General features: G+C 71.1%; 18 protein-coding genes. 8 read left to right on the top strand and 10 right to left on the bottom strand.

Annotated elements, in window-relative coordinates; genetic code table 11:
* Positions 1-32: 32 nt before the first annotated feature.
* Positions 33-1,523 (top strand): amino acid ABC transporter substrate-binding protein/permease, encoded by a 1,491-nt coding sequence (locus MRBLWO14_RS07030; protein WP_341935740.1) that lies wholly within the window; start codon positions 33-35, stop codon positions 1,521-1,523.
* Complete coding sequence (locus tag MRBLWO14_RS07025) at positions 1,520-2,248, top strand: amino acid ABC transporter ATP-binding protein (protein WP_341935739.1); 729 nt, start codon at positions 1,520-1,522, stop codon at positions 2,246-2,248. The genes MRBLWO14_RS07030 and MRBLWO14_RS07025 overlap by 4 nt, the downstream gene beginning before the upstream one ends.
* Positions 2,249-2,406: 158 nt before the next feature.
* On the opposite strand, the gene MRBLWO14_RS07020 is transcribed toward MRBLWO14_RS07025, so the two are convergent.
* From MRBLWO14_RS07020 to MRBLWO14_RS07005, 4 genes are all read right to left on the bottom strand, one after another.
* On the bottom strand, positions 2,407-3,717 hold the full coding sequence (locus tag MRBLWO14_RS07020) for an MFS transporter (protein ID WP_341935738.1): 1,311 nt from the start codon (positions 3,715-3,717) through the stop codon (positions 2,407-2,409).
* A complete protein-coding gene (locus MRBLWO14_RS07015) occupies positions 3,714-4,181 on the bottom strand; it encodes a helix-turn-helix domain-containing protein (protein WP_341935737.1) in 468 nt (155 codons plus the stop codon). Before MRBLWO14_RS07015 ends, MRBLWO14_RS07020 begins: the two co-directional genes overlap by 4 nt.
* A gap of 151 nt (positions 4,182-4,332) precedes the next feature.
* Complete coding sequence (gene purD / locus MRBLWO14_RS07010; protein ID WP_341935736.1) at positions 4,333-5,610, bottom strand: phosphoribosylamine--glycine ligase; 1,278 nt, start codon at positions 5,608-5,610, stop codon at positions 4,333-4,335.
* Positions 5,611-5,660: 50 nt separating this feature from the next.
* Entirely contained in the window at positions 5,661-6,341 is a 681-nt protein-coding gene (locus tag MRBLWO14_RS07005; RefSeq protein ID WP_341935735.1) for a CoA pyrophosphatase, read from the bottom strand.
* A gap of 151 nt (positions 6,342-6,492) precedes the next feature.
* Here MRBLWO14_RS07005 and MRBLWO14_RS07000 point away from each other — a divergent pair, with 151 nt between their 5' ends.
* The gene (locus MRBLWO14_RS07000) at positions 6,493-6,864 is read left to right on the top strand and encodes a sterol carrier family protein (protein WP_341935734.1); all 372 of its coding nucleotides are present in this window, start codon (positions 6,493-6,495) and stop codon (positions 6,862-6,864) included.
* A gap of 86 nt (positions 6,865-6,950) precedes the next feature.
* Here MRBLWO14_RS07000 and MRBLWO14_RS06995 read toward each other — a convergent pair whose 3' ends face one another.
* The 3 genes from MRBLWO14_RS06995 to MRBLWO14_RS06985 are packed head-to-tail and all read right to left on the bottom strand — an operon-like array spanning position 6,951 to position 9,921.
* Positions 6,951-7,739: a heme ABC transporter ATP-binding protein gene (locus MRBLWO14_RS06995; protein ID WP_341935733.1), complete on the bottom strand. Its 789-nt coding sequence runs from the start codon at positions 7,737-7,739 to the stop codon at positions 6,951-6,953.
* Positions 7,736-8,809 (bottom strand): iron ABC transporter permease, encoded by a 1,074-nt coding sequence (locus MRBLWO14_RS06990; RefSeq protein WP_341935732.1) that lies wholly within the window; start codon positions 8,807-8,809, stop codon positions 7,736-7,738. Before MRBLWO14_RS06990 ends, MRBLWO14_RS06995 begins: the two co-directional genes overlap by 4 nt.
* Entirely contained in the window at positions 8,806-9,921 is a 1,116-nt protein-coding gene (locus MRBLWO14_RS06985) for an ABC transporter substrate-binding protein (RefSeq protein WP_341935731.1), read from the bottom strand. Before MRBLWO14_RS06985 ends, MRBLWO14_RS06990 begins: the two co-directional genes overlap by 4 nt.
* 161 nt (positions 9,922-10,082) lie before the next feature.
* On the opposite strand from MRBLWO14_RS06985, the gene MRBLWO14_RS06980 reads away from it, so the two are divergent.
* Both MRBLWO14_RS06980 and MRBLWO14_RS06975 read left to right on the top strand, forming a co-directional pair.
* Complete coding sequence (locus tag MRBLWO14_RS06980) at positions 10,083-13,955, top strand: HtaA domain-containing protein (protein ID WP_341935730.1); 3,873 nt, start codon at positions 10,083-10,085, stop codon at positions 13,953-13,955.
* 95 nt (positions 13,956-14,050) lie between these two features.
* On the top strand, positions 14,051-14,365 hold the full coding sequence (locus MRBLWO14_RS06975; RefSeq protein WP_341935729.1) for a potassium transporter Trk: 315 nt from the start codon (positions 14,051-14,053) through the stop codon (positions 14,363-14,365).
* 27 nt (positions 14,366-14,392) lie between these two features.
* On the opposite strand, the gene MRBLWO14_RS06970 is transcribed toward MRBLWO14_RS06975, so the two are convergent.
* Genes MRBLWO14_RS06970 through MRBLWO14_RS06960 form a run of 3 tightly spaced genes read right to left on the bottom strand, consistent with a single transcriptional unit; the run spans position 14,393 to position 17,088 of the window.
* Entirely contained in the window at positions 14,393-15,025 is a 633-nt protein-coding gene (locus tag MRBLWO14_RS06970) for a zinc-binding alcohol dehydrogenase (protein WP_341935728.1), read from the bottom strand.
* Between the two features lie 48 nt (positions 15,026-15,073).
* Positions 15,074-15,418: a UBP-type zinc finger domain-containing protein gene (locus MRBLWO14_RS06965; protein ID WP_341935727.1), complete on the bottom strand. Its 345-nt coding sequence runs from the start codon at positions 15,416-15,418 to the stop codon at positions 15,074-15,076.
* Positions 15,419-15,441: 23 nt separating this feature from the next.
* Positions 15,442-17,088: an FAD-dependent oxidoreductase gene (locus MRBLWO14_RS06960; protein WP_341935726.1), complete on the bottom strand. Its 1,647-nt coding sequence runs from the start codon at positions 17,086-17,088 to the stop codon at positions 15,442-15,444.
* A gap of 144 nt (positions 17,089-17,232) precedes the next feature.
* Here MRBLWO14_RS06960 and purM point away from each other — a divergent pair, with 144 nt between their 5' ends.
* From purM to MRBLWO14_RS06945, 3 genes are read left to right on the top strand one after another with little or no spacing between them, the layout of a single operon-like run.
* Positions 17,233-18,360, top strand: coding sequence for a phosphoribosylformylglycinamidine cyclo-ligase (purM, locus tag MRBLWO14_RS06955; protein WP_341935725.1), 1,128 nt, complete (start codon positions 17,233-17,235; stop codon positions 18,358-18,360).
* 6 nt (positions 18,361-18,366) lie between these two features.
* On the top strand, positions 18,367-19,839 hold the full coding sequence (gene purF, locus MRBLWO14_RS06950; RefSeq protein ID WP_341935724.1) for an amidophosphoribosyltransferase: 1,473 nt from the start codon (positions 18,367-18,369) through the stop codon (positions 19,837-19,839).
* Positions 19,840-19,879: 40 nt separating this feature from the next.
* The gene (locus tag MRBLWO14_RS06945; protein WP_341935723.1) at positions 19,880-21,181 is read left to right on the top strand and encodes an MFS transporter; all 1,302 of its coding nucleotides are present in this window, start codon (positions 19,880-19,882) and stop codon (positions 21,179-21,181) included.
* Positions 21,182-21,185 lie beyond the last annotated feature (4 nt).

The following is a 21,185-nucleotide window of genomic DNA, read 5'->3' as shown; positions in this document are numbered from 1 at the left end:
GGTCGCAACATCCGATCCGAGGAGCATCCGTCGTGATCCCGAATCCCTTCCCCGCGACCGCGCGCCTGCGCCGACTCGGTCGCACCGTCGGCGCGATGGCGCTGACGGCGTTCGTCGCCGCGGGCGCCCTGCTCGGCGGCGCGACCGCCGCCACGGCCGACACCACCGGCGAGACCTACGTCATCGGCACCGACACCACGTTCGCGCCGTTCGAGTTCACCTCGCCCGAGGGCGACCTCGTCGGCATCGACATGGACCTGCTCCGCGCGATCGCGGAGGACCAGGGGTTCGAGGTCGAGATCCGCCAGCTCGGCTTCGACGCCGCGGTCCAGGCGCTTCAGGCCAACCAGGTCGACGCGGTCATGGCCGGCATGTCGATCACCGACGAGCGCAAGCAGACCTTCGACTTCAGCGACCCGTACTTCACCAGCGGCATCCAGCTCGGTGTGCTCGACTCCAGCGACATCCAGTCGCTGGACGACCTCGACGGCAAGGCCGTGGCGGTCAAGACTGGCACGCAGGGTCAGACGTTCGCCGAGGAGAACCAGGACGAGTACGGCTTCCGCATCACGCCGTATCAGGACACGACCGACATGGTGGATGCCGTGAAGGCCGGCCAGGCCGTCGGATACTTCGAGGACTTCCCGGTGCTCGCGTACGGCATCCAGCAGGGCTCGGGCTTCCGCCTGGTCGGCGACCCGGAGCTCGGCGGCGAGTACGGCTTCGCCGTGAACAAGGGGATGAACCCCGAGCTCATCGAGATGTTCAACGCGGGGCTCAAGAACCTGCAGGACTCGGGCGAGTACGACGAGATCGTCGACCGCTACCTCGGCGACGCGGAGGCCGGCGAGGGCGGACAGGCCCAGGCCACCGACATCATCTCGGTCGCCGTGAAGTACTGGCCAGCGCTCATGCAGGGCCTGTGGCTCACGATCCTCGCGACGCTCGTGGCGATCGTGGCGGCCTTCATCCTCGGGCTCGTCTTCGGGTTCGGGCGCATCTCGCGCATCGCGCCGTTCCGCTGGATCGCCACGGCGTACGTCTTCGTGTTCCGCGGCACCCCGATCCTCGTGCAGGCGTTCTTCGTGTTCTTCGCCATCCCGCAGCTGATCCCTGGCCTCACGTTCGACCCGTTCGTCGCGGGGGCGATCACCCTCTCGCTGAACACCGGCGCGTACATGACCGAGATCATCCGCGGCGGCATCCAGGCCGTCGACCCCGGCCAGAACGAGGCGTCGCGGTCGCTGGGCCTCAGCCACTGGAAGACGATGCGCAAGGTCGTGCTGCCGCAGGCGTTCCGCATCATGATCCCGTCGTTCGTGAACCAGGGCATCATCACCCTCAAGGACACGTCGCTCATCAGCGTCATCGGTCTCGCGGAGCTCACGTTCCAGTCGCGGCAGATCATCGCCTCGACCTACCTGTCGGCCCAGGTGCTGACGATCGTCGCCATCATCTACTTCGTCGTGATCACGCTGCTGACGCTGCTCGCGAACCGCCTGGAGAGGACGTTCAACGCATGAGCAAGATCGAGGTCAAGGACCTGCACAAGTCCTTCGGCGACAACGAGGTGCTCAAGGGCATCGACCTGACCATCGAAGACGGCGAGGTCATCGCGGTGATCGGCCCGTCGGGCTCGGGCAAGTCGACGCTGCTGCGCTGCCTCAACAAGCTGGAGGAGCCCACGTCGGGACACGTCGTCATCGACGGCGTCGACCTCACCGACAGGAGCGTCAAGCTCGACGAGGTGCGGCAGCGCATCGGGATGGTGTTCCAGCACTTCAACCTCTTCCCGCACATGACGGTGCTCGAGAACATCACGCTCGCGCCGGTCGAGACGGGGCAGATGACGAAGGCGGAGGCCCGCGAGCGCGCCCTCGCGCTGCTCGACCGGGTCGGTCTCTCGGAGAAGGCCGGTGCGAAGCCGGCATCCCTCTCCGGCGGTCAGAAGCAGCGTGTGGCGATCGCCCGCGCGCTCGCGATGGACCCCGAGATCATGCTCTTCGACGAGGCGACCAGCGCACTCGACCCCGAGATGGTCGGAGAGGTGCTGCAGGTCATCCGCGACCTCGCGTCCGGTGGCATGACCATGGTGCTCGTCACCCACGAGATGGGCTTCGCGCGCGAGGTCTCGGGCCGCACGGTGTTCATGGACGGCGGTGTCGTCGTCGAGCAGGCGCCTCCCGCCGAGCTGTTCGGAGCCCCCAAGAACGAGCGTCTGAAGGACTTCCTCTCGAAGGTGCTCTGACTCGCCCCTCCTTCCCTTCCCGCGAACCACCCCTTTCGCGTCGAACCACCCCCTCGCGCACCGTTTGCGAGGGGGTGGTTCGGTGAGAAGGGGGTGGCTCGGCGTGGTGGCGCGGGCGGGGGCGGGGGCGGGCGGGCGCCGGCGCGCGCGCGGGCGCGTCAGGGGAGCGGGGTGGGGGCGGGATGCCGGCGGATCGTCGCGCTGACCAGCGCAGCGACCGCGCAGAGCCCGGCGGCGGCGAACCAGGCGATCGTGTACTGGCCGGTCTGGTCGCGCACGATGCCCGCGAGCACCGAGGCGATGCCGGCCCCGATCTGGTGCGCGGCGAACACCCATCCGAAGACGAGCGGTCCGCGGTCGCCGAACACCTCGCGGCACAGCGCGATCGTCGGCGGCACGGTCGCCACCCAGTCGAGGCCGTAGATCACGATGAACACGACGATGCTCGGCTGCACCTCGGCCGACAGCAGGTTCGGCAGGAACAGCAGGCTCACACCGCGCAGTGCGTAGTACGCCGCGAGCAGGATGCGGGGGTTCACCCGGTCGGTGAGCCAGCCCGAGAACACGGTTCCGACGATGTCGAAGATCCCGACCACGGCGAGGAGCCCGGCGGCGGTGGTCGTCGGCATCCCGTGGTCGTGGGCGCTGGGGATGAAGTGCGTGCCGATGAGTCCGTTGGTCGAGGCGCCGCAGATCGCGAAGCCGATCGCGAGGGCCCAGAACGTCTTCGTGCGTGCGGCGTCGCGCAGCGTCGTCACGGCGAGGCGGGCCGCACCCCAGGCGTTGCCGCGCGGTCTCGGCGCGGCCGGAGTCGTCGGAGCCGCCTCGCCGTAGCGTCCGACGCCGAGATCGCTCGGGCGGTTGCGCAGGAAGATCCAGACGAGCGGCACGACCGCGAGCGCGCCGCCGGCGATGATGAGGGAGGCGCCCCGCCATCCGATCTGCTCGGCCGACGTCGCGATCACGGGCAGGAAGATGAGCTGACCGGTCGCGCTCCCGGCGGTGAGCACACCCGACACGAGTCCGCGGCGGGTGGCGAACCACGTGTCGGTGATGGTCGCGGCGAACACGAGGGCCATCGACCCGGTGCCGAGTCCGATCAGCACGCCCCAGGTGAGGATCAGCTGCGCGGGCGTCGCGACGAACACGCTCAGCGCTGCGCCCGCGCCGATCACGAACAGCGCCGTCACGGTGACCGCCCTGATGCCGAAGCGCTGCATGAGCGCTGCCGCGAAGGGAGCGGTGAGCCCGAACAGCAGCAGGTTGACGGTCACGGCGAGCGACAGCTCGGCGGTGGTCCAGCCGAACTCGTCCTGCAGCGGGAGCATGAGCACGCCCGGCGCGGCGCGGAACCCGGCGGCGCCGATCAGTGCGATGAGGGCGACGAGCGCGACGATCCACGCCGGATGCACACGACGCGGGCGGGATGCCGAGGTGCCGGCGGGCTCCTCGACCGATTCGGCGGTCACGCGGGAACTCCTGTGACCAGCGCGAACGGCTCGCCGCCCATGCTGCGCCGCGCCCACCGGGTCGACGCCGCGTCGAGCGGGGCCGCGCAGTGCGTGCACCAGTCGACGGATGCCGCGGCGCGGCCGCACCGGGCGCACGAGGTCTGCAGACCCCAGGGGCCATCGGGGTCGGTCACGCGGGAGAAGCGCGCGAACGCGTGGAGGATCGGAAGCGTCTCGCGTCCGGCATCCGTCAGCGCGTAGCCGCGCTCGGCGTCGCGGGCGAGGAGCCCGGCCTCGGCCATCGCGCTGAGGCGACGGGCGAGCACGGAGTCGGCGGCGCCGGTGGCGTCGCGCAGCTCGTCGAAACGGGAACGCCCGGAGAAGAGCTCGCGCAGGATCAGCAGGACCCAGGGGTCGGCGAGCACATCGGCGGAACGGGCGATCGGGCACGTGGCGGTCGACCAGTCGGAGCGGAGCGGCATCCTCATACTTTCTTGAAGAAAGTGGATGCTGTCAAGCGCGCGCCCCCGCCACTTCGCCGAACCACCCCTCTCTGCGCGAACCACCCCCCTGCGAACGCGTCGCAGAGGGGTGGGTCGAACGCAGAGGGGTGGTTCGGCGGAGAGGAGAGCGTTACTCCGCGACGCGCGCGGCGATGTCGGTGCGGTGGTGCGAGCCCTCGAGGCGGATGCGTCCAATGGCCTCGTACGCGCGGTCGCGCGCGGTGCGGAAATCGGATGCCGTCGCCACGACGTTCAGCACACGTCCGCCCGTCGCGACGAGCGAGCCGCCAGGAGCGTCGGGACTCGCGGTCGCCGCGTGCACGAGACGGACACCCTCGACCGACGCCGCCTCGGCCAGACCCTCGATCGGGCGGCCGGTCTGCGGCGCCTCGGGGTAGCCCTCGCTCGCCACCACGACCGTGATCGCGACGTCGTCGCGGAACTCCGGGTCGGGCTGATCCTCGAGGGTGCCGGATGCCGCGGCCAGCAGCAGCTCCGACAGCGGCGTCACGAGGCGCGGCAGCACGACCTGCGTCTCGGGGTCGCCGAAGCGGGCGTTGAACTCGATCACGCGCACGCCGGCCGGCGTGAGGATGAGCCCCGCGTAGAGCAGACCGATGAACGGGGTGCCCTCGCCGTCGAGCTGACGGATCACGGGCAGCGCCACGTCGCGCGTGACCTCATCGACGAACGCCTGCTCGCTGCCGAACTGCTCGGCGAGCCAGGGCAGCGGCGAGTACGCGCCCATGCCCCCCGTGTTGGGCCCTTCGTCGCCGTCGAGCGCACGCTTGAAATCCTGCGCGGGGCTGAGCGCGCGCACCGTGTCGCCGTCGCTGAGGAAGAAGAGCGAGACCTCGGGGCCCGACAGGAACTCCTCGACGAGCACCGGACCCGACGGCAGATACTGCTCGGCGTGGGCGAGGGCCTCGGCGCGATCGGAGGTCACGATGACGCCCTTGCCTGCCGCGAGGCCGTCGGCCTTCACCACGTGCGGGGCGCCGAGATCGTCGAAGGCCGCCTCGACCTCGGCGGTCGTCGCGGCGCGCACGGCGCGGCCGGTGGGCACGCCCGCGGCATCCATGATCCGCTTCGCGAAAGACTTCGATCCTTCGAGCTGTGCGGCCGCCCTGCCAGGACCGAACACCGGGATGCCGCGCTCGCGCAGCACATCGGCGACACCCGCGACGAGTGGCGCCTCCGGGCCGACGACCACGAGGTCGACGGCGTTCTCGTTGGCGAACTCCGTGATCGCCGCGCCGTCGAGCGGGTCGAGGCTCACCGGGGTGGCATCCTGGGCGATGCCCGCGTTGCCGGGGGCGACGAAGATCTCGTGCTCCGTCTGCTCCGCCCGCAGGCCGAGGATGATCGCGTGCTCACGGGCACCGGAACCGAGGACGAGGATCTTCACCCGACCAGCCTACCGACGCGGTGCGCGGCGTTTCGGTCGGATCCGCCGCCTCAGAGGTCGATCGGGCGCTCGACGGAGCGGTCCCAGTCCTGCGTCCACCCCGCCGCGTCGAACAGCGCGTCGAGCACCATGGCCGTGAATCCCCACACGACCGTGCCGTCGACGTCGAAGGCGGGGCCGCGCCAGGTGCGGCCGAACCGGTGCAGACGGGACGTGAAGCGGGTCTCCGGATCGAGCAGCTGCGCGACGGGTACGCGGAACACCTCGACCGTCTCGGCGTGGTCGACCGCCGCGACGCGCGACGGAGACCGCCACCAGGCCAGCACGGGCGTGACGACGTGGTTGCTCGCGGCGAGGGGCAGCTCGCCGAGCGTGGCGAGCACCTCGACGCCCGCGGGGTCGAGGCCGGTCTCCTCCTGCGCCTCGCGCAGCGCGGTGGCGACGGCGTCGGCATCCTGCTCCTCCCGGCGTCCGCCGGGGAACGACACCTGTCCGGGATGCGACGACAGCGTCGCGGCACGTCGCTGCAGCAGCACGTCGAGGTCGGCGGCGACCGTGGCCTCGTCGGTCCGCGCGGGGGTGCTGTCGAGGCGTCCGAACAGCACGAGCACGGATGCCGGATGCGCGTCGCCCACGAGCGGCGGGAACGGCTTCGCCCACCCGTCCGCACGCTGCGCCGCGGCGATCAGCTCGGCCCGCGCGCCGTGCAGGGTCTCGGGGTTCTCGGTCATCGTCTCGAGCCTATGCCCGCGGCGAGCCCGGGCGGCGTGCGCCCTGGTCGCAGAAACGCGCCCGCGTCGCACGGACAAGCCTGATTCCTGCGACACGGGCGCGATTCTGCGACGGGAGAGGGATGCCGAGGCGCGGCGTACCCTGGATCCCATGCCCCCTCGCAAGATCGACATCATCGACGGACGCACCGCGCTCGACGCCGTGCGGGCTGCGGAGTCGGCGGGGGAGAAGCCGGCCAGGAACGACCTCGCCACCGCCGTGCGCTACCTGCTGCAGCTGCTCGACGAGAAGGCGCCGGGCAACAGCGTCGAGGTGCGCGTCCCGCCGTTCGGGGCCGTGCAGGTCATCCAGGGTCCGCGCCACACCCGCGGCACTCCTCCGAACGTCGTCGAGATGGATGCCGCGACCTGGATCGCCGTCGCCACGGGCGTCGAGCACTGGACGGATGCCGAGACCGCCGGCCGCATCCACGCCTCCGGCACGCGGGCCGACCTGCTCGACGTGCTGCCGCTGCGTCCCTGACCCCCCCCCGGGGTTTCAGATCGCTTGATTTACCGTTGTGGCGGCGTCGGAGTTGCACATCAAGCGATTCGAAACCGCCCGGAGGGTCACCGCCGGGCGACGACGAGAGGCACGCCCGTGACAGGATGCGGGAAGACGTCGACCGGCTGACCGTAGACGGCCTGGATCCGCTCGGCGGTCAGCACCTCGGCCGGGGTGCCCGTGGCGGCGACGCGTCCGTCGGCGAGCAGGGTGACCCGGTCGGCGTGCGCGAGCGCCGCGTTGAGATCGTGCAGCACGAGGGCGACGGCGTCGCCGGCATCCGCCTGTCCGCGCACGAGTCGCATGACGTCTTCGTGATGCTTGAGGTCGAGTGCGGCGGTCGGCTCGTCGAGCAGCAGGATGCCGGTGCTCTGAGCGATCACCCTGGCGAGCGCCACGCGGGCGCGCTCTCCGCCCGACAGCGAGGTCACCGGGCGCGTCGCGAGCGCCGTGACCTCGGTCGCGGCCATCGCGGCGGCCACGCGCTGATCGTCGTCCTCTGCGGCGTCGGTGCGCGCCCACGGCGCCCGTCCCATGCGCACGACCTGCTCGGCGGTGAACGGGAACGAGACCGCGTTCTCCTGCAGCAGCACCGCGCGGGCGCGGGCGAGGTCGGGCGAGCGGATGCCGGCGAGCGGCGTCCCGTCGAGGAGCACGTCTCCCGCGAGCGGGACGAGGTCGCCGGCGAGCACACCGAACAGCGTCGACTTGCCGGCTCCGTTGGGTCCGACGAGGGCATGGATCTCGCCCGCCCTGACGTCGATCGACGCATCGTCGAGGATGGCGCGCGCTCCTCCGATGCGCATCGTCACACCGCGAGCCTGCAGCCGCACGGCGCCCTCTGTCGCGTTCACGCCCAGCCGCCCGAGCGACGGCGCGTTCGTACGAGCAGCCAGAGGAAGAACGGCCCGCCGACCAGCGAGGTGATCATGCCGATCGGTAAGTCTGCCAGCGGCACCGCGGTGCGGGCGACGAGGTCGGCGAGCGCGATCAGCAACGCCCCGCCGAGCGCCGACGAGATCACGAGCGGCAGGTGGGCCGGACCGATCAGCATCCGCATGAGATGGGGGACGACGAGCCCCGCGAACCCGATGATGCCCGCGAAGGCGACCGCCGCGCACACGAGCACCGCCACCGTCACGATGACCACCATCCGCAGAGCCTCGACGTTCACGCCGAGGTGCCGTGCGGTGCGCTCGCCGAGGGCGAAGAGGTCGAGGCGCCCGGCGACGAGCAGCGCCACGATCACCCCGACCGCGACCAGGGGGGCGACGAGCGCGGCGTTCGACCAGAGGGCGCCGTTGAGCGAGCCGAGCTGCCAGAACACGATCTGCTCGCGTGTCGACGTGGTGCCCAGGAACGTGAGGAAGGCCATGCCGGCTCCGGCGATCGCGTTGATGGCGATGCCGGTGAGCAGCAGCGTGACGACTTCGGTCCGTCCGCCGGATCGGCTGATGAAGTAGACGGCGAGCACCGCGGCGAGCCCGCCGAGGAACGCGAACACGGGCGTCGTCCACATGCCGAACGACGCGAGTCCGAGGGTGATGCTCGCCGCCGCTCCCAGTGCCGCGCCGGAGGAGACTCCGACCACTCCGGCATCCGCCAGCGGGTTGCCGAAGATCGCTTGCATGAGCACGCCGGAGACGGCGAGGGCGGCCCCGACGAGGATGCCGAGTGCGAGCCGCGGCAGTCGGAGGTTGTAGATGACTCCGTAGTCGGCGGCCGAGGTCGGCGCCCACGCGGTGTCGATGCCCACGCCCTTGAGGAGTACGCCCAGGAGGTCGGTGGGGGAGAGGGCGTACTGACCGCTCGTGATCGAGGCGATGCAGGTGACGACGAGGGCTGCGACGAGTCCGACGACGACGAGGGTGAAACGCAGACCCCGATGGGTGGCCGGGGTGCGGGTGACGACTTCGCCGGTCACTTCGCGGACTCGGCGGCATCGGGAGCGTAGAGCGCGCGAGCGATCGCGCCGATCACCTCGGCCGACCGCGGTCCGAAGCTGAGGATCTCGCTGTCTGCCATGTCGATCACGCGACGGTTCGCGCCGGCTGGAGTCTGCGCGATCGCAGGGATGCGCTCCAGGAGCCCGTCGACGCCGCCGACGGATTCGAGCCCGTCGGTCATCATCACCAGCACATCGGGCTGGGCGGCGACGAGCGCCTCGGCGGTCATGGGCTTCATGCCCTGCCAGCCGATCTCACCGGCCACGTCGACTCCGCCGACCGCGTCGATGAGCGAGTCGGCACCGGAGTCCTCGCCGAAGATGTAGTACACGTTCGCGCTCCCGCGCACGTAGAGGAACAGCATCCGTGCGCGGTCGTCGACCGATGCGGGGACCACCTCGGCGATCTCGGCGAGGGACGCCTCGAGATCGGCATCCAGCCGTTCGATGAGGGCCTCGCCTCGCGACGGCACTCCGAGCGCTGCGGCGATCTCGGTGACGAGCTCGTCGGTGGTGTCGAGGCGTCGATCGCCGGAGATGACGACGACCGCGATGCCCGCGTCGCGCAGCTGCTGGCGAACCTCCTTGGGGCCGATCGTGGTGTCGGTGAGGATGACGGTGGGGGCGAGCTCGAGGATCGCCTCGGCGTTGAGCGTGTGACCGGTCTTCGTCACGACCGGAAGGTCCTCCGTGCCGGCGAACTGCGTCGACGAGTCGCGTCCGACGACCTGGTCGCCGAGTCCGAGGGCGAACACGGTCGACGCGATCGTGCCCGAGATGTCTATCGGCAGGATGCGGTCGACCTCGCTGATCTCGACCTCGCGCCCCTCGGCGTCCGTGACCGTGACCGGCAGGGCGGGCGCGGTGTCGTCGGCGACCGGCTCGATCGCGTGACTGGAGAGGCAGGCGGTCGAGACGCCGGTCGCGGAGCGCACGTCGTCGACGAGGTCGAGGGACGAGAGCGGTGCGGATGCCTGGGGGCAGGCGTCGACCTCTTCCGCGTGCTGCGGCGTCGCGGGTCCGGGCGTCGCGCAGGAGGCGAGACCGAGGGCGAGCGCGGCAGCGAGGAGGACGGCAGGGATGCGGCGCATTAGGCAAGGCTATCCTAAAACTTGACGGGATCTCATCGCCGCCTCTAGTCTCGGGACCAGCGCTTACTTAGCTAAGCCTAACCAACAATCACCCTTCGCTCGACTGCACAGCGGCACCGCTGGCGCGTACCCCCTTTCGCGCGCCCGGCGCCTGGAGAACCGTGAACGACACAGCCATCGCATCCCCGGGGAGCAGCCGCATCCGCGTGCTTCTCGCCGCCCTCGTCTCCTTCCTCCTGATAGCCGCCGGCGCGGTGATCGTGCCCCCGGCGCACGCCGCGAGCGGGTCGGTCGCGGCCTCCGTCACCTCCGCCGGCACGAGCGGCCTGACCGTGCAGGTCGAGGCGAGCGGACTCCCCGACGTCGCCAGCGTCTACGCCGCCCTCATCGTCAAGGGCACGGAGAGCGGACTGTCGGGCCCTGGTGGCGGCTACGCCGCATTCGCGACGCCGTTCCCCGCGGTCGACGCCGGCGCGAGCTCCTTCACGCTGACCGCTCCGGCCGACAAGCTCGACCGCACGCAGGTCTACGAGGTGCTCGTCTGGCAGCAGCACTCCGTGCCGAACGCCGACACCATTTACGCCCGCGGCGACGTCGCGATCTCGGGCTCGCAGTGGGATGCCGTGTTCCCGCCCGCGACGCCCGCCCCCGGGACGGAACCGGGCACCGATCCCGGGACGGACCCGGGCACCGACCCCGGGACGGACCCGGGCACCGATCCCGGCACGGACCCGGGCACCGATCCCGGGACGGACCCGGGCACCGATCCCGGCACGACTCCCGAGCCGGCCGCTCCCTCGATCGCGGTGTTCCTCGCCGACGGCACGACGCCTGTGGGCACCGCGGCGCTGAAGACGGGTGACACCGTGGTCGTGAAGGGGTCGGGTTACGACCCGATGGCGAACGTCGGCGGCCGGGGCGTTCCGATCCCCGCGACGCTTCCGCAGGGCACCTATGTCGTGTTCGGCAACTTCGCGTCGCAGTGGCAGCCCTCGACGGGCGCGGCGTCGTCGACCCGTTCGGTGGGTTCGCAGGCGTGGGCGCTCGCCGAGTCTGTGCTCGACCAGGTTCCTGCGCAGTACCAGGCCGCGATCCGCGGGCAGTGGGTCGACATCGCCGCGGACGGCACCTTCCAGGCCACTCTGACGCTCCACGACACCAAGACCACCCCCGGCGCCTACGGCATCTACACGTACGGCGCAGGTGGCGTCACGAATGCCGCGCAGGAGCGCAGCGTCGCCCTGAACTACTCGGTCGCCCCGAAGATCACCGCCGCAGCCGCGCTCGCGACAGGCGATCCCGGCGTCACCACGACCGTGACCGGTTCGGGCTTCGGCAGCGTCACCGGCGTGTACGCGGCGGTCATCGAGACCGGCACCGAGGCTCAGGTCACCGCGGGCGGGGGCTTCGCGGCCATGCAGTACGTCCGCTCGGTCTCGGGCGGCGCGTTCACCGTCGACCTCACGGCGAAGGCGGCCTCCCTCGACCGCACGAAGACCTACGAGGTCATCGTCTGGCAGCAGCACACCATGCCGAACGCGCAGACGATCCTCGCCCGCACTCCGGTCGCGATCAGCGACGCGATCTGGAACACGATCGCCCCCGCGGAGCCAGCGATCACGGTGTTCCTCGCCGACGGCACGACGCCGGCGGGCACCACGGCGCTGAAGGCCGGCGACACCGTGGTCGTGAAGGGCACCGGCTACGACCCGACGGCGAACGTCGGCGGCCGCGGTGTCCCGATCCCCTCGAACCTCCCGCAGGGCACCTACGTCGTGTTCGGCAACTTCGCGTCGCAGTGGCAGCCCTCGACCGGCGCAGCCGGCTCCACCCGCTCCGTCGGAGCACAGGCCTGGGCGCTCGCCGAGTCGGTGCTCGACCAGGTGCCGGCCCAGTACCAGGCCGCGATCCGCGGACAGTGGGTCGACATCGCCGCCGACGGCACCTTCCAGGCCACTCTGACGCTGAAGGACGCCGCAGCCGCCCCCGGCGCGTACGGCGTGTACACCTACGGAGCAGGCGGCGTGGTCAACGCGGCGCAGGAGCGCAGCGTGCCGCTGAACTACGGCACCGCGCCGACGATCACCTCGACCGTCACCTCGGCGACCGCCGCGGGCGGACTCGTCGTCCACGCGACGGGCTCTCGGCTCGGCGCCGCCACCGGCGCCTACGTCGCACTCATCGAGACCGGCACCGAGGCCGACGTCACCGCCGGCGGCGGCTTCGCGGCCATGCAATACGTGCGGCCGATCACCGGCGGCGAGTTCTCGGTCGACCTCACGGCCGCCGCGAAGCTGCTCGACCGCGCCAAGACCTACGAGGTCATCGCCTGGCAGCAGCACACCATGCCGACCGCGCAGACCATCTACGGACGCAGCGCCGTGACCATCACGCCGCAGCAGTGGGACGCCCTGCTCGGACCGATCGTCGAGGTGCCGCCGACGACCCCGCCGACGACGCAGCCCACGGCGCCCGGCGTGCCCGTGCCCGGCGGGTCGCTGCGGTGGGCGATCTCGTCGTCGTTCACGAGCTACGTCACAGGCGGGATCGCCAAGGGCGCGATCGAGGTCTCCGGCGGGGCGACCCGATCGGGCGGGATGTTCCAGTTCGGACAGACGGTCGGCGGCGACTACAGCGCCGCCAGCGGGCTCGGCAGCGTCGTCTACCAGGGCGCGGTGCGCTTCACCGGTCACGGCGGCGTGCTCGACGTCACGGTCTCCAACCCGCAGATCACCGTGACCTCGGCGACCGCGGCGACGCTGTCGGTGACGCACGCCGGCGCCCAGGTGCCGTTCGCGACGCTCGATCTGTCGCGCGCCGTCGTCGTGACCGCGAACGGTGCGGTCACCTACTCCGGCGCTCCCGCGACGCTCACGGCCCAGGGGCGTGACCGCGTGCTCTCGGGCTACTCGACCTCTCTCGACCCGGTGACGTTCACGATCGGCTCGGTCGCGGCAGCCCCGGCGGGGACCACGGGCACCGTCGCGGCGGCGGTCACCAAAGCCAAGACCGCGATCCCCGCGACGCCTCCGGCGACCACCGGCATCCAGATCGACGAGGCGAACCTCGCGGCGCTGCAGTCCGGCGGGGCGGCCACGATCTCGGCATCCGGGTTCCGTCCGAACGAGACGGGCATCCAGGTCGTGGTCTATTCGACGCCCGTGCTGCTGGGGTCCGTCGACGCCGATTCCTCGGGCGTCGCGACCTGGTCGGGCTCACTGCCGGCGACGCTCGAGGACGGGGCGCACACGCTGACGCTCCAGGGCTCGGTCTCGCACGGGCTCGAGTTCACGCTCACCCGTGCGACGGCCGCGATCGGGCAGTGCACGGTCGAGGGCGCGACGCTGCAGTGGGGCTTCAAGGAGTCCTTCCGCACGTACATCGAGGGCATCGCCGCCGGCGGCTGGACCCTCACCGACGTCGACTACCGCTACCCCGAGTACGTCTGGGAGAACGGCACCGGCTCGTTCGACGACCAGACGCTCACCGGACTCGTCGGGTTCGGGGGGAGCATCGCGTTCACGGGGCACGGCGGCGCCCTGAACACGACGCTGTCGAACGCGCGCCTCGAACTGGCCGGAGACACCGGCTACCTGGTGTTCGACGTGCTCGGCACCACCCAGGACGGGCAGGGGGTCGATCAGCAGGGCGTCCGCTTCGCGGAGTTCGCGCTCGGCGACTCCGCGGTCGTCGACGGGATGCTGTCGCTCACCGCGCTGCCGGCCACGCTCACCGAGGCAGGGGCCGCCGCCTTCGGCACATACGGCGCCGGCGAGGAGCTCGACCCGGTGACGGCGTCGATCCCGGTCCCCGCGGCGTGCGGCGTCGCGGCGGAGGACGAGCCGGAGGAGGAGTCGCAGGGCACCGCAGCCGCGGCATCCGTCACCGCCGTCGCCGACGTGGAGGGCGCACCGGTATGGCCGTGGATCGTGGGCGGTCTCGTGATCGTCGCCCTCGGTGCCGGCGCCGGCGTGCTCATCGCCCGACGCAACCGGGCGAACGCGGAGGGCGCGGACGCCACGACGGGAGCCTGACCAGCAGACCGCACCGCCCTTCCCGCAGCGGACGCGGGGAGGGCGGTGCTCTGCATCCGGTGCCGCTGCACAGCCGACGGTGGGACAATGGACGCATGGCATCCCAGCACTCCCCCGAGACGGTCGAGGCGACTGTCCGTCGCGTACCGCGCTACGGCGTGTTCATGGGGATCGGCGTCGTCGTCGGCATCATCGTGGCCGGCATCCTCACGCTCATCGGCAGTTACGAGCCGTCCGACGCCGTGAACGTCGTCTACCCGCCCGGCCAGGTCTTCGGGTTCCTGCTGCTGTGGACCGTCCCGATCGGACTCGCCCTCGGCGGTGTCGTCGGTCTGATCTTCGAGCGGATGTCCCGTCGCCACGACCGCGTCGTGCGCGTCGAGCACGAGACCATCGTCACGAACGACTGACCGCGCGCCGCATCGCCGGAGCACCCGTCAGGCGAGCTCGGCGATGATCGGCCTGATCGCCGAGTCGAACGACACGACGTCGCGGCGCAGCCCGTCGGTCACGGCCACGGTGAGCGCCCCGATCCACCAGATGCCGCGCTGCGAGAACGGCAGCACCTGCACGTTCAGCTCGAACGAGTGCGCCCGTCGCCCGATGTCGCGCTCGAACTCCGCGATCGCGCTGGCGTAGGCGCGGTAGGACTCTCCGTTCGCCGTGCCCCCGGCCGTGCGGGTGCCCACCGAGCTGCGGATCGACGACAGGTAGCGGTCGTGCGCGACCCGGGCGAAGTGCAGGGCGGATGCCGCGTGCGGCCCGATCGCGTCGACCAGCTCCTCCGCGCCCGATGCGGGGAGGGCGACGAGCGTGTCGAACCCGTCGACGAGTTCCAGCGGAACGCCGGACGGATGCGCGCGCGGCTCGACCGTCATGTCCCAGTAGTCACGCCACTGCTTCTCGAGAGCGGGGGTCACATCGGTCGCGTCGGGAGCCCGCACCGGCAGGTCGCGGAGGCTGGGCAGATCGTCGGGGGCGCGGATGCCGAGGGCCTGACGCAGTGCGAGCGCGACCAGCACGGGGACGCTCGCGTCCTCGCGGATCAGCCACTGCGGCTTGTCGGCCATGGCCCCATCGTAGGCGGCGCTCGGCGCCGCGCGGCAGTCCCGGGTCGGTCAGGTGTGGATGAGCTCGCGCCAGTTGACGGGCACGCGGCCGGCGGGTCCGGGGGAGGGCTGGTCCTGCGGCCTGCTGGTCGGTGCCGCGAGCTCCGGCCCGTCGACGACTGTCTCGTCGGTGTAGTCCCAGTACCAGTCCTCGCCCGGCTCGAAGCTCTGGATGAGCGGGTGGCCGGTCTCCCGGAAGTGCGCCGTCGCATGCTGACCGGGGGAGGTGTCGCAGCATCCCACGTGCCCGCACGCCGCGCAGCGGCGCAGATGCACCCAGAAGCCGTCCTGTCGGTCGCACTCGACGCATCCGGTGCCGGACGGTGCGACGTTCACATCGATGTCGGTGCTCATCTCTCTCCTCGGTAGACCGGTCCTCAGTAGGCCAGCGCGCGGTGGACGGACGCCACCGCGCTCGATCCCTCGCCGACCGCCGCGGCGACGCGCTTCATCGATCCCCTGCGCACATCGCCGGCCGCGAACACGCGCGGCGCCGACGTCTCGAAGGGGAGCGGTTCGCGACCCAGGCCCTGCCACTGCGCGAGGGTCTGCACGGCGACGTCGGTGCCGGTGCGGATGAAGCCCTCGGGGTCACGGTCGAGCGCCGGCAGCCAGGAGGTGGCCGGCGTCGCGCCGATGAAGCAGAACAGGCCGCGGGCGTCGACGTCGCCCACGGTGTCGATCCTCACCGATTCGAGCGTGTCGTCGCCGTCGAGTCCGACGACGTTCGACGAGGTGTGCACGCGCACCCGCGGGTCGTCGGCGAGCCGGTCGGCGAGGTAGCTCGACATCCGGGTGCCCAGCTGCTCCCCGCGGACGACGAGGTGCACGGGGGATCCGTGGGCCGACAGGTAGAGCGCCGCCTGGCCGGCGGAGTTCGCGCCGCCGACCACCACGACGGGCTTGCCCTGCACCTGACGCAGCTCGAGCGGCGTCGCGGCGTAGTAGACGCCGGAGCGCTCGAAGTCCTGCCAGCGGTCGAGGTCGAGGCGGCGGTACGCGGCACCCGACGTGACGATCACACTGCGCGCGCGGATGAGGCGACCGTCCGAGAGGGCGACGTCGAGCAGGTCGGGGGTGATCCGCGTCAAGCCCGTCGCCTCGCACGGCGCGTACACGCGCACGCCGAACTTCAGCGCCTGCAGGATCGCCTGCCCGATGAGGTCGCCGCCGCTCACGCCGAACGGGAAGCCCAGGAAGTTCTCGATCCGCGAGGTCGCGGCGGCCTGACCGCCGGGCGCGACGGCGTCGAGCAGCACGGTGCTGAGCCCCTCCGAGGCACCGTAGATGGCGCCCGCGAGACCGGCCGGGCCTCCGCCGACGACGACGATCTCGTCGGCCTGCGCCTGATAGCTCAGCCCGAGCTGCTCGGCCACGAGACCGGGGGTGGCGCGCAGCAGCGGCTCGCCCTGGATGAACGCGACCGGCAGATCGTCGACCGTGATCTCGTGGGTGTCGAGGGTCCCGAGATCCCCGGGAGGCAACGCCACGGCCTTGTGCACGAGATCGAGGCGCTCGGCGAAACGGCGCAGCGCCAGGAAGTCGTTCGAGGAGCCCGTGCCGACGAACTTCAGTGTCATGGCCGCAGGGCCCGTGCGCAGCGACTCGCGCCTCGCCCACAGCGCGTGCAGGATCAGGTCGCACAGCTCGTCGTCCTCGTTCATGAGGGCGCGCAGCTGCGCTCGCGTCACACGGTGGACGCGGCCCGGCTTCGTCACCCGAGCGGACAGGAAGGCGCCCTGACCGTTGAGCAGACCGAGCTCCCCGGCGAAGGTGCGCGGACCCATCGTCGTGATGACGACCTCGCTGACCCAGCGCAGCGCGTCGCGGACGACTTCGACCTCCCCCGACTCGATGACGATCAGGTCGTACCCCGACTCCCCGGTGCGGAACACGTAATCGCCGACCGCGACGTCCTCCGGGGTGCCGGCGGCCACCAGGCGGTCCCACTGCTCGTCGCTCAGCGTCGGCGACATCACAGCATCCATCTCCACGGCGTCGACCTGCTCCTCCGCTGCTCCCACCTGGTCTCCCTCCGGGCGTATCGGATGCCAGTCTCGCCCGTGGCGGCGGTTCTGTCCATGGATGATCCGTCGGTCGCGCCGGCAGCGCCCGAGCGAGCTTCCGCCCCGGCGATCCAGGGCCTCGACGGGCGGTAGTCTTGACGGGTGGCTGCCTCCCCCACCAACCCCTATTCCGAAGCCGGCGTCGACACCGCTGCCGGTGATCTCGCGGTCGAACTCATGAAGTCGTCGGTCCGTGCGACGCACGGGCCGGAAGTGCTCGGCGGCGTCGGCGGATTCGCCGGCCTGTTCGACGCCAGCGCCCTGCGCGACTTCCGTCGTCCGCTGCTCGCGACCAGCACCGACGGCGTCGGCACGAAGGTCGCGATCGCGCAGGCGATCGACAAGCACGACACGATCGGCCAGGACCTGGTCGGCATGGTCGTCGACGACATCGTCGTCATGGGAGCGAAGCCGCTCTTCATGACCGACTACATCGCCTGCGGCAAGGTCTTCCCCGAGCGCATCGCCGACATCGTCCGCGGCATCGCAGAGGCCTGCGCCGCGACAGGCACCGCTCTCGTCGGCGGCGAGACCGCCGAGCACCCCGGCCTCCTCGGCCCGCGCGACTACGACGTGGCGGGAGCAGCGACGGGTGTCGTCGAGGCCGACCGCATCCTCGGCGCCGAGCGCGTGCAGGACGGCGACGTCGTGCTCGCGATCGCCTCGAGCGGTCTGCACTCCAACGGCTACTCGTTGGTGCGCCACATCGTCACGAACGCCGGCATCGGCTACGGCGACAACGCCGCCGACTTCGGCACGACGTGGGGCGAGGCCCTGCTCGAGCCCACCCGCCTGTACACGTCGCCGCTGCTGCGTCTCATCGATCGGCTCGGTTCCTCGACGAGCTCGGGCGTGCACGCTCTCAGCCACGTGACCGGCGGCGGCATCGCGGCGAACCTCGCACGCGTCCTTCCGCAGGGCAGCTGGGCGGAGGTCGACCGCAGCACGTGGTCGCCGAGCCCCGTCTTCCGCGTGCTGAGCGACATCGCCGGATCGACGCTGGAGTCGGCGGAGGGCACCTGGAATCTCGGGATCGGATTCCTCGCGGTCGTCGCGGCGGACGAGAAGGATGCCGCGATCGCGGCGCTCGACGCAGAGGGTCTGCCCGCGTGGCAGGTCGGCACGGTCGGCTTCGGGCAGCGCCCGAGCGGCGAATTCGAACAGGGCGCCAAGGGCGTCGACGGCGGAGCGGTGCGCCTGGTCGGCGCCTACGCGGACGGAGCGAAGTAACCACCCATGTGCGGCATCGTCGGAATGGTCGGGACGGCCCCGGTCAATCAGGACATCTACGACGCTCTCCTCCTGCTGCAGCACCGCGGCCAGGATGCGACGGGCATCGCCACCGCCGAGGCGAACGGCGTCATGCACAACGCGAAGGCGCAGGGCATGGTGCGCGAAGCGTTCCGCACCCGCGACATGCGCGGACTGCTCGGCAACGTCGGCCTCGGGCACGTGCGCTACGCCACCAAGGGCACGGCCTCGAGCGAGGAGGAGATGCAGCCGTTCTACGTGAACGCGCCCTACGGCATCATCCTCATCCACAACGGCAACCTCACCAACACGCGTGAGCTCACCGCCGACATGGCGAAGCGCGACCGCCGCCACCTGAACTCGTCGAGCGACACCGAGCTGCTGCTCAACGTGCTGGCGGGCGAGCTGCAGAACACCACCTCGACCGTCGACCTCGACCCGGAGCGCGTGTTCGAGGCCGTCGCCCGCACGCACGAGCGCATCGAGGGCGCGTACGCGGTCATCGCGGTGATCGCCGGATACGGTCTGCTCGCGTTCCGCGACCCGTTCGGCATCCGACCCCTCATCCTCGGGCGTCGCCCGTCGACCGTCGCCGGCGCAGAGGGCAAGGACGAGTGGGTCGTCGCGAGCGAGTCGCTCGTGCTCGAGAACGGCGACTACGACATCGTGCGCGAGGTCGAGCCCGGCGAGGCCGTGTTCATCACCAACGACGGCGAGCTGCACACCAAGCAGTGCGCGACCGACGCGACGCTCGCGCCGTGCGCGTTCGAGTACGTCTACCTCGCTCGCCCCGACTCCGTCATGAACGGCATCTCGGTGTACGAGTCCCGCCTGCGCATGGGCGACCGTCTCGCTGACACGATCGCCAAGCACGTGCCGATGGACAAGATCGACGTCGTCATGCCCATCCCCGACTCCGCGCGGCCTGCGGCCATGGAGGTCGCCCGCAAGCTCGGGATCGAGTACCGCGAGGGGTTCTACAAGAACCGCTACGTCGGCCGGACGTTCATCATGCCCGGTCAGGCGGTGCGCAAGAAGAGCGTGCGGCAGAAGCTGAACGCCATGTCGACGGAGTTCCAGGGCAAGAACGTGCTGCTGATCGACGACTCGATCGTGCGCGGCACGACCTCGAAGCAGATCATCCAGATGGCTCGGGATGCCGGCGCGACCTCGGTCACGTTCGCCTCCGCGGCGCCGCCCGTGCGGCATCCGCACGTCTACGGAATCAACATGCCCTCGCGGCACGAGCTCATCGCGCACGGCCGCACGATCCCCGAGATCGCGGAGGAGCTGGGCTGCGACCACCTCGTGTATCAGGAGGTCCACGACCTCAAGGCCGCGATCACCGAGGGATCGGTGCTGACCGACCTCGACATGAGCTGCTTCGACGGCCGCTACGTGACCGGCACGGTCTCCGACGAGTACCTCGCGTGGGTGGAGGGGTCGCAGACCTCGTGACGGCGGGGTCCCTGCCCTTCGACGGGCACAGGAACCGCTCATGAGCAGTCAGCCGCTGTGGCGGGGGCGGGCCCTCGCGCTGATCGGCATCGTGCTGGTCGCATTCTCGCTGCGCTCCGCCGTGGCATCCCTCTCGCCGGTCATCGACCACATCGCTGAGGACTTCCCGGTCTCGCCCGTCGTGGTCGGACTCATCGGCGCCGCGCCTCCGGTGTGCTTCGCCGTCTTCGGGCTCGTGACCCCGCTTGTCGAGCGGCGGTTCGGGCTCGAGCGCGTCGCGGTCGCTGCGCTGGCGCTCATGTCGCTCGGTCTGCTGCTGCGCGGTTTCGCCGCGGACTCGACGAGCCTGCTCGCCGCCACCGTCGTCGTGTTCGCGGGGGTCGGTGCGGGCAACGTGCTGCTGCCGCCGCTGGTCAAGAAGTACTTCGCCGACCGACTCGGCGTGATGATGACCCTCTATTCGACGACGCTGTCGATCTCGACGTTCGTGCCGCCGCTCGTGGCCGTCCCGCTCGCGGACTCCCTGGGCTGGCGGGTCTCGCTGGGTCTGTGGGGCCTGTTCTCGGTGCTCGCACTGCTGCCCTGGATCGGAGTGCTGATCGGCGATCGACGACGCCCTGCCGCTCCGGCTGTCGCCGCGCCCCCGCTGCCCGACCACGAGCCCGTCGACGAGCGCCTCGACGCGGCCGTCGTCGGCACCGGCCCGATCACGACGGTGCCCGCGAACCCCCGGGTGTTCGGGCGGCTGTGGCGTCTTCCCCTCGCGTGGGCACTCGCCCTCGTGTTCGGCACGTCGTCGACCGTGGCGTACGTCGCGTTCGCCTGGCTGCCGACCCTGCTCGTCGACATCGCCGGGGTCACCCCCGCATCGGGCGGCTTCCTGCTGTCACTGTTCGCGCTCGCCGGTCTGCCGTGCGGACTGCTCGTGCCCGTGCTCGTCGTGCGGTTCCAGGCGACGCGGCCGCTGTACCTGTTCGCGGTGGCGGCGGGCATCGCCGGTCTTCTCGGACTGCTGTTCGCGCCGACCGCCGCCCCCGCGCTCTGGGTGCTGATCTACGGCCTCACGGCCATCCTGTTCCCGCTCAGCCTCGTGCTGCTGAGCGTCCGCGCACGTACTCCCGAGAGCGCCGTCGCACTCAGCGGGTTCGTGCAGAGCATCGGCTACGCCATCGCGGCGGTGTTCCCGCTGCTCATCGGCCTGCTGCACGAGACCACCGGCGGCTGGACGGTGCCGATCCTCGTCGTGATCGCCGTGCTCGTGCTGTCGATCCCGGCAGGTCTCGTCGCCGGACGGCGCCGCACGATCGAAGAGGACTGGGAACGCCGCTACGGCCGGTGGTGAGTGA

It is taken from the genome of Microbacterium sp. LWO14-1.2 (assembly GCF_038397715.1).
GTDB lineage: Bacteria > Actinomycetota > Actinomycetes > Actinomycetales > Microbacteriaceae > Microbacterium.
The sequence above is the reverse complement of the archived record's forward strand: the minus strand, read 5'-3'. Positions and strand labels throughout refer to the sequence as shown.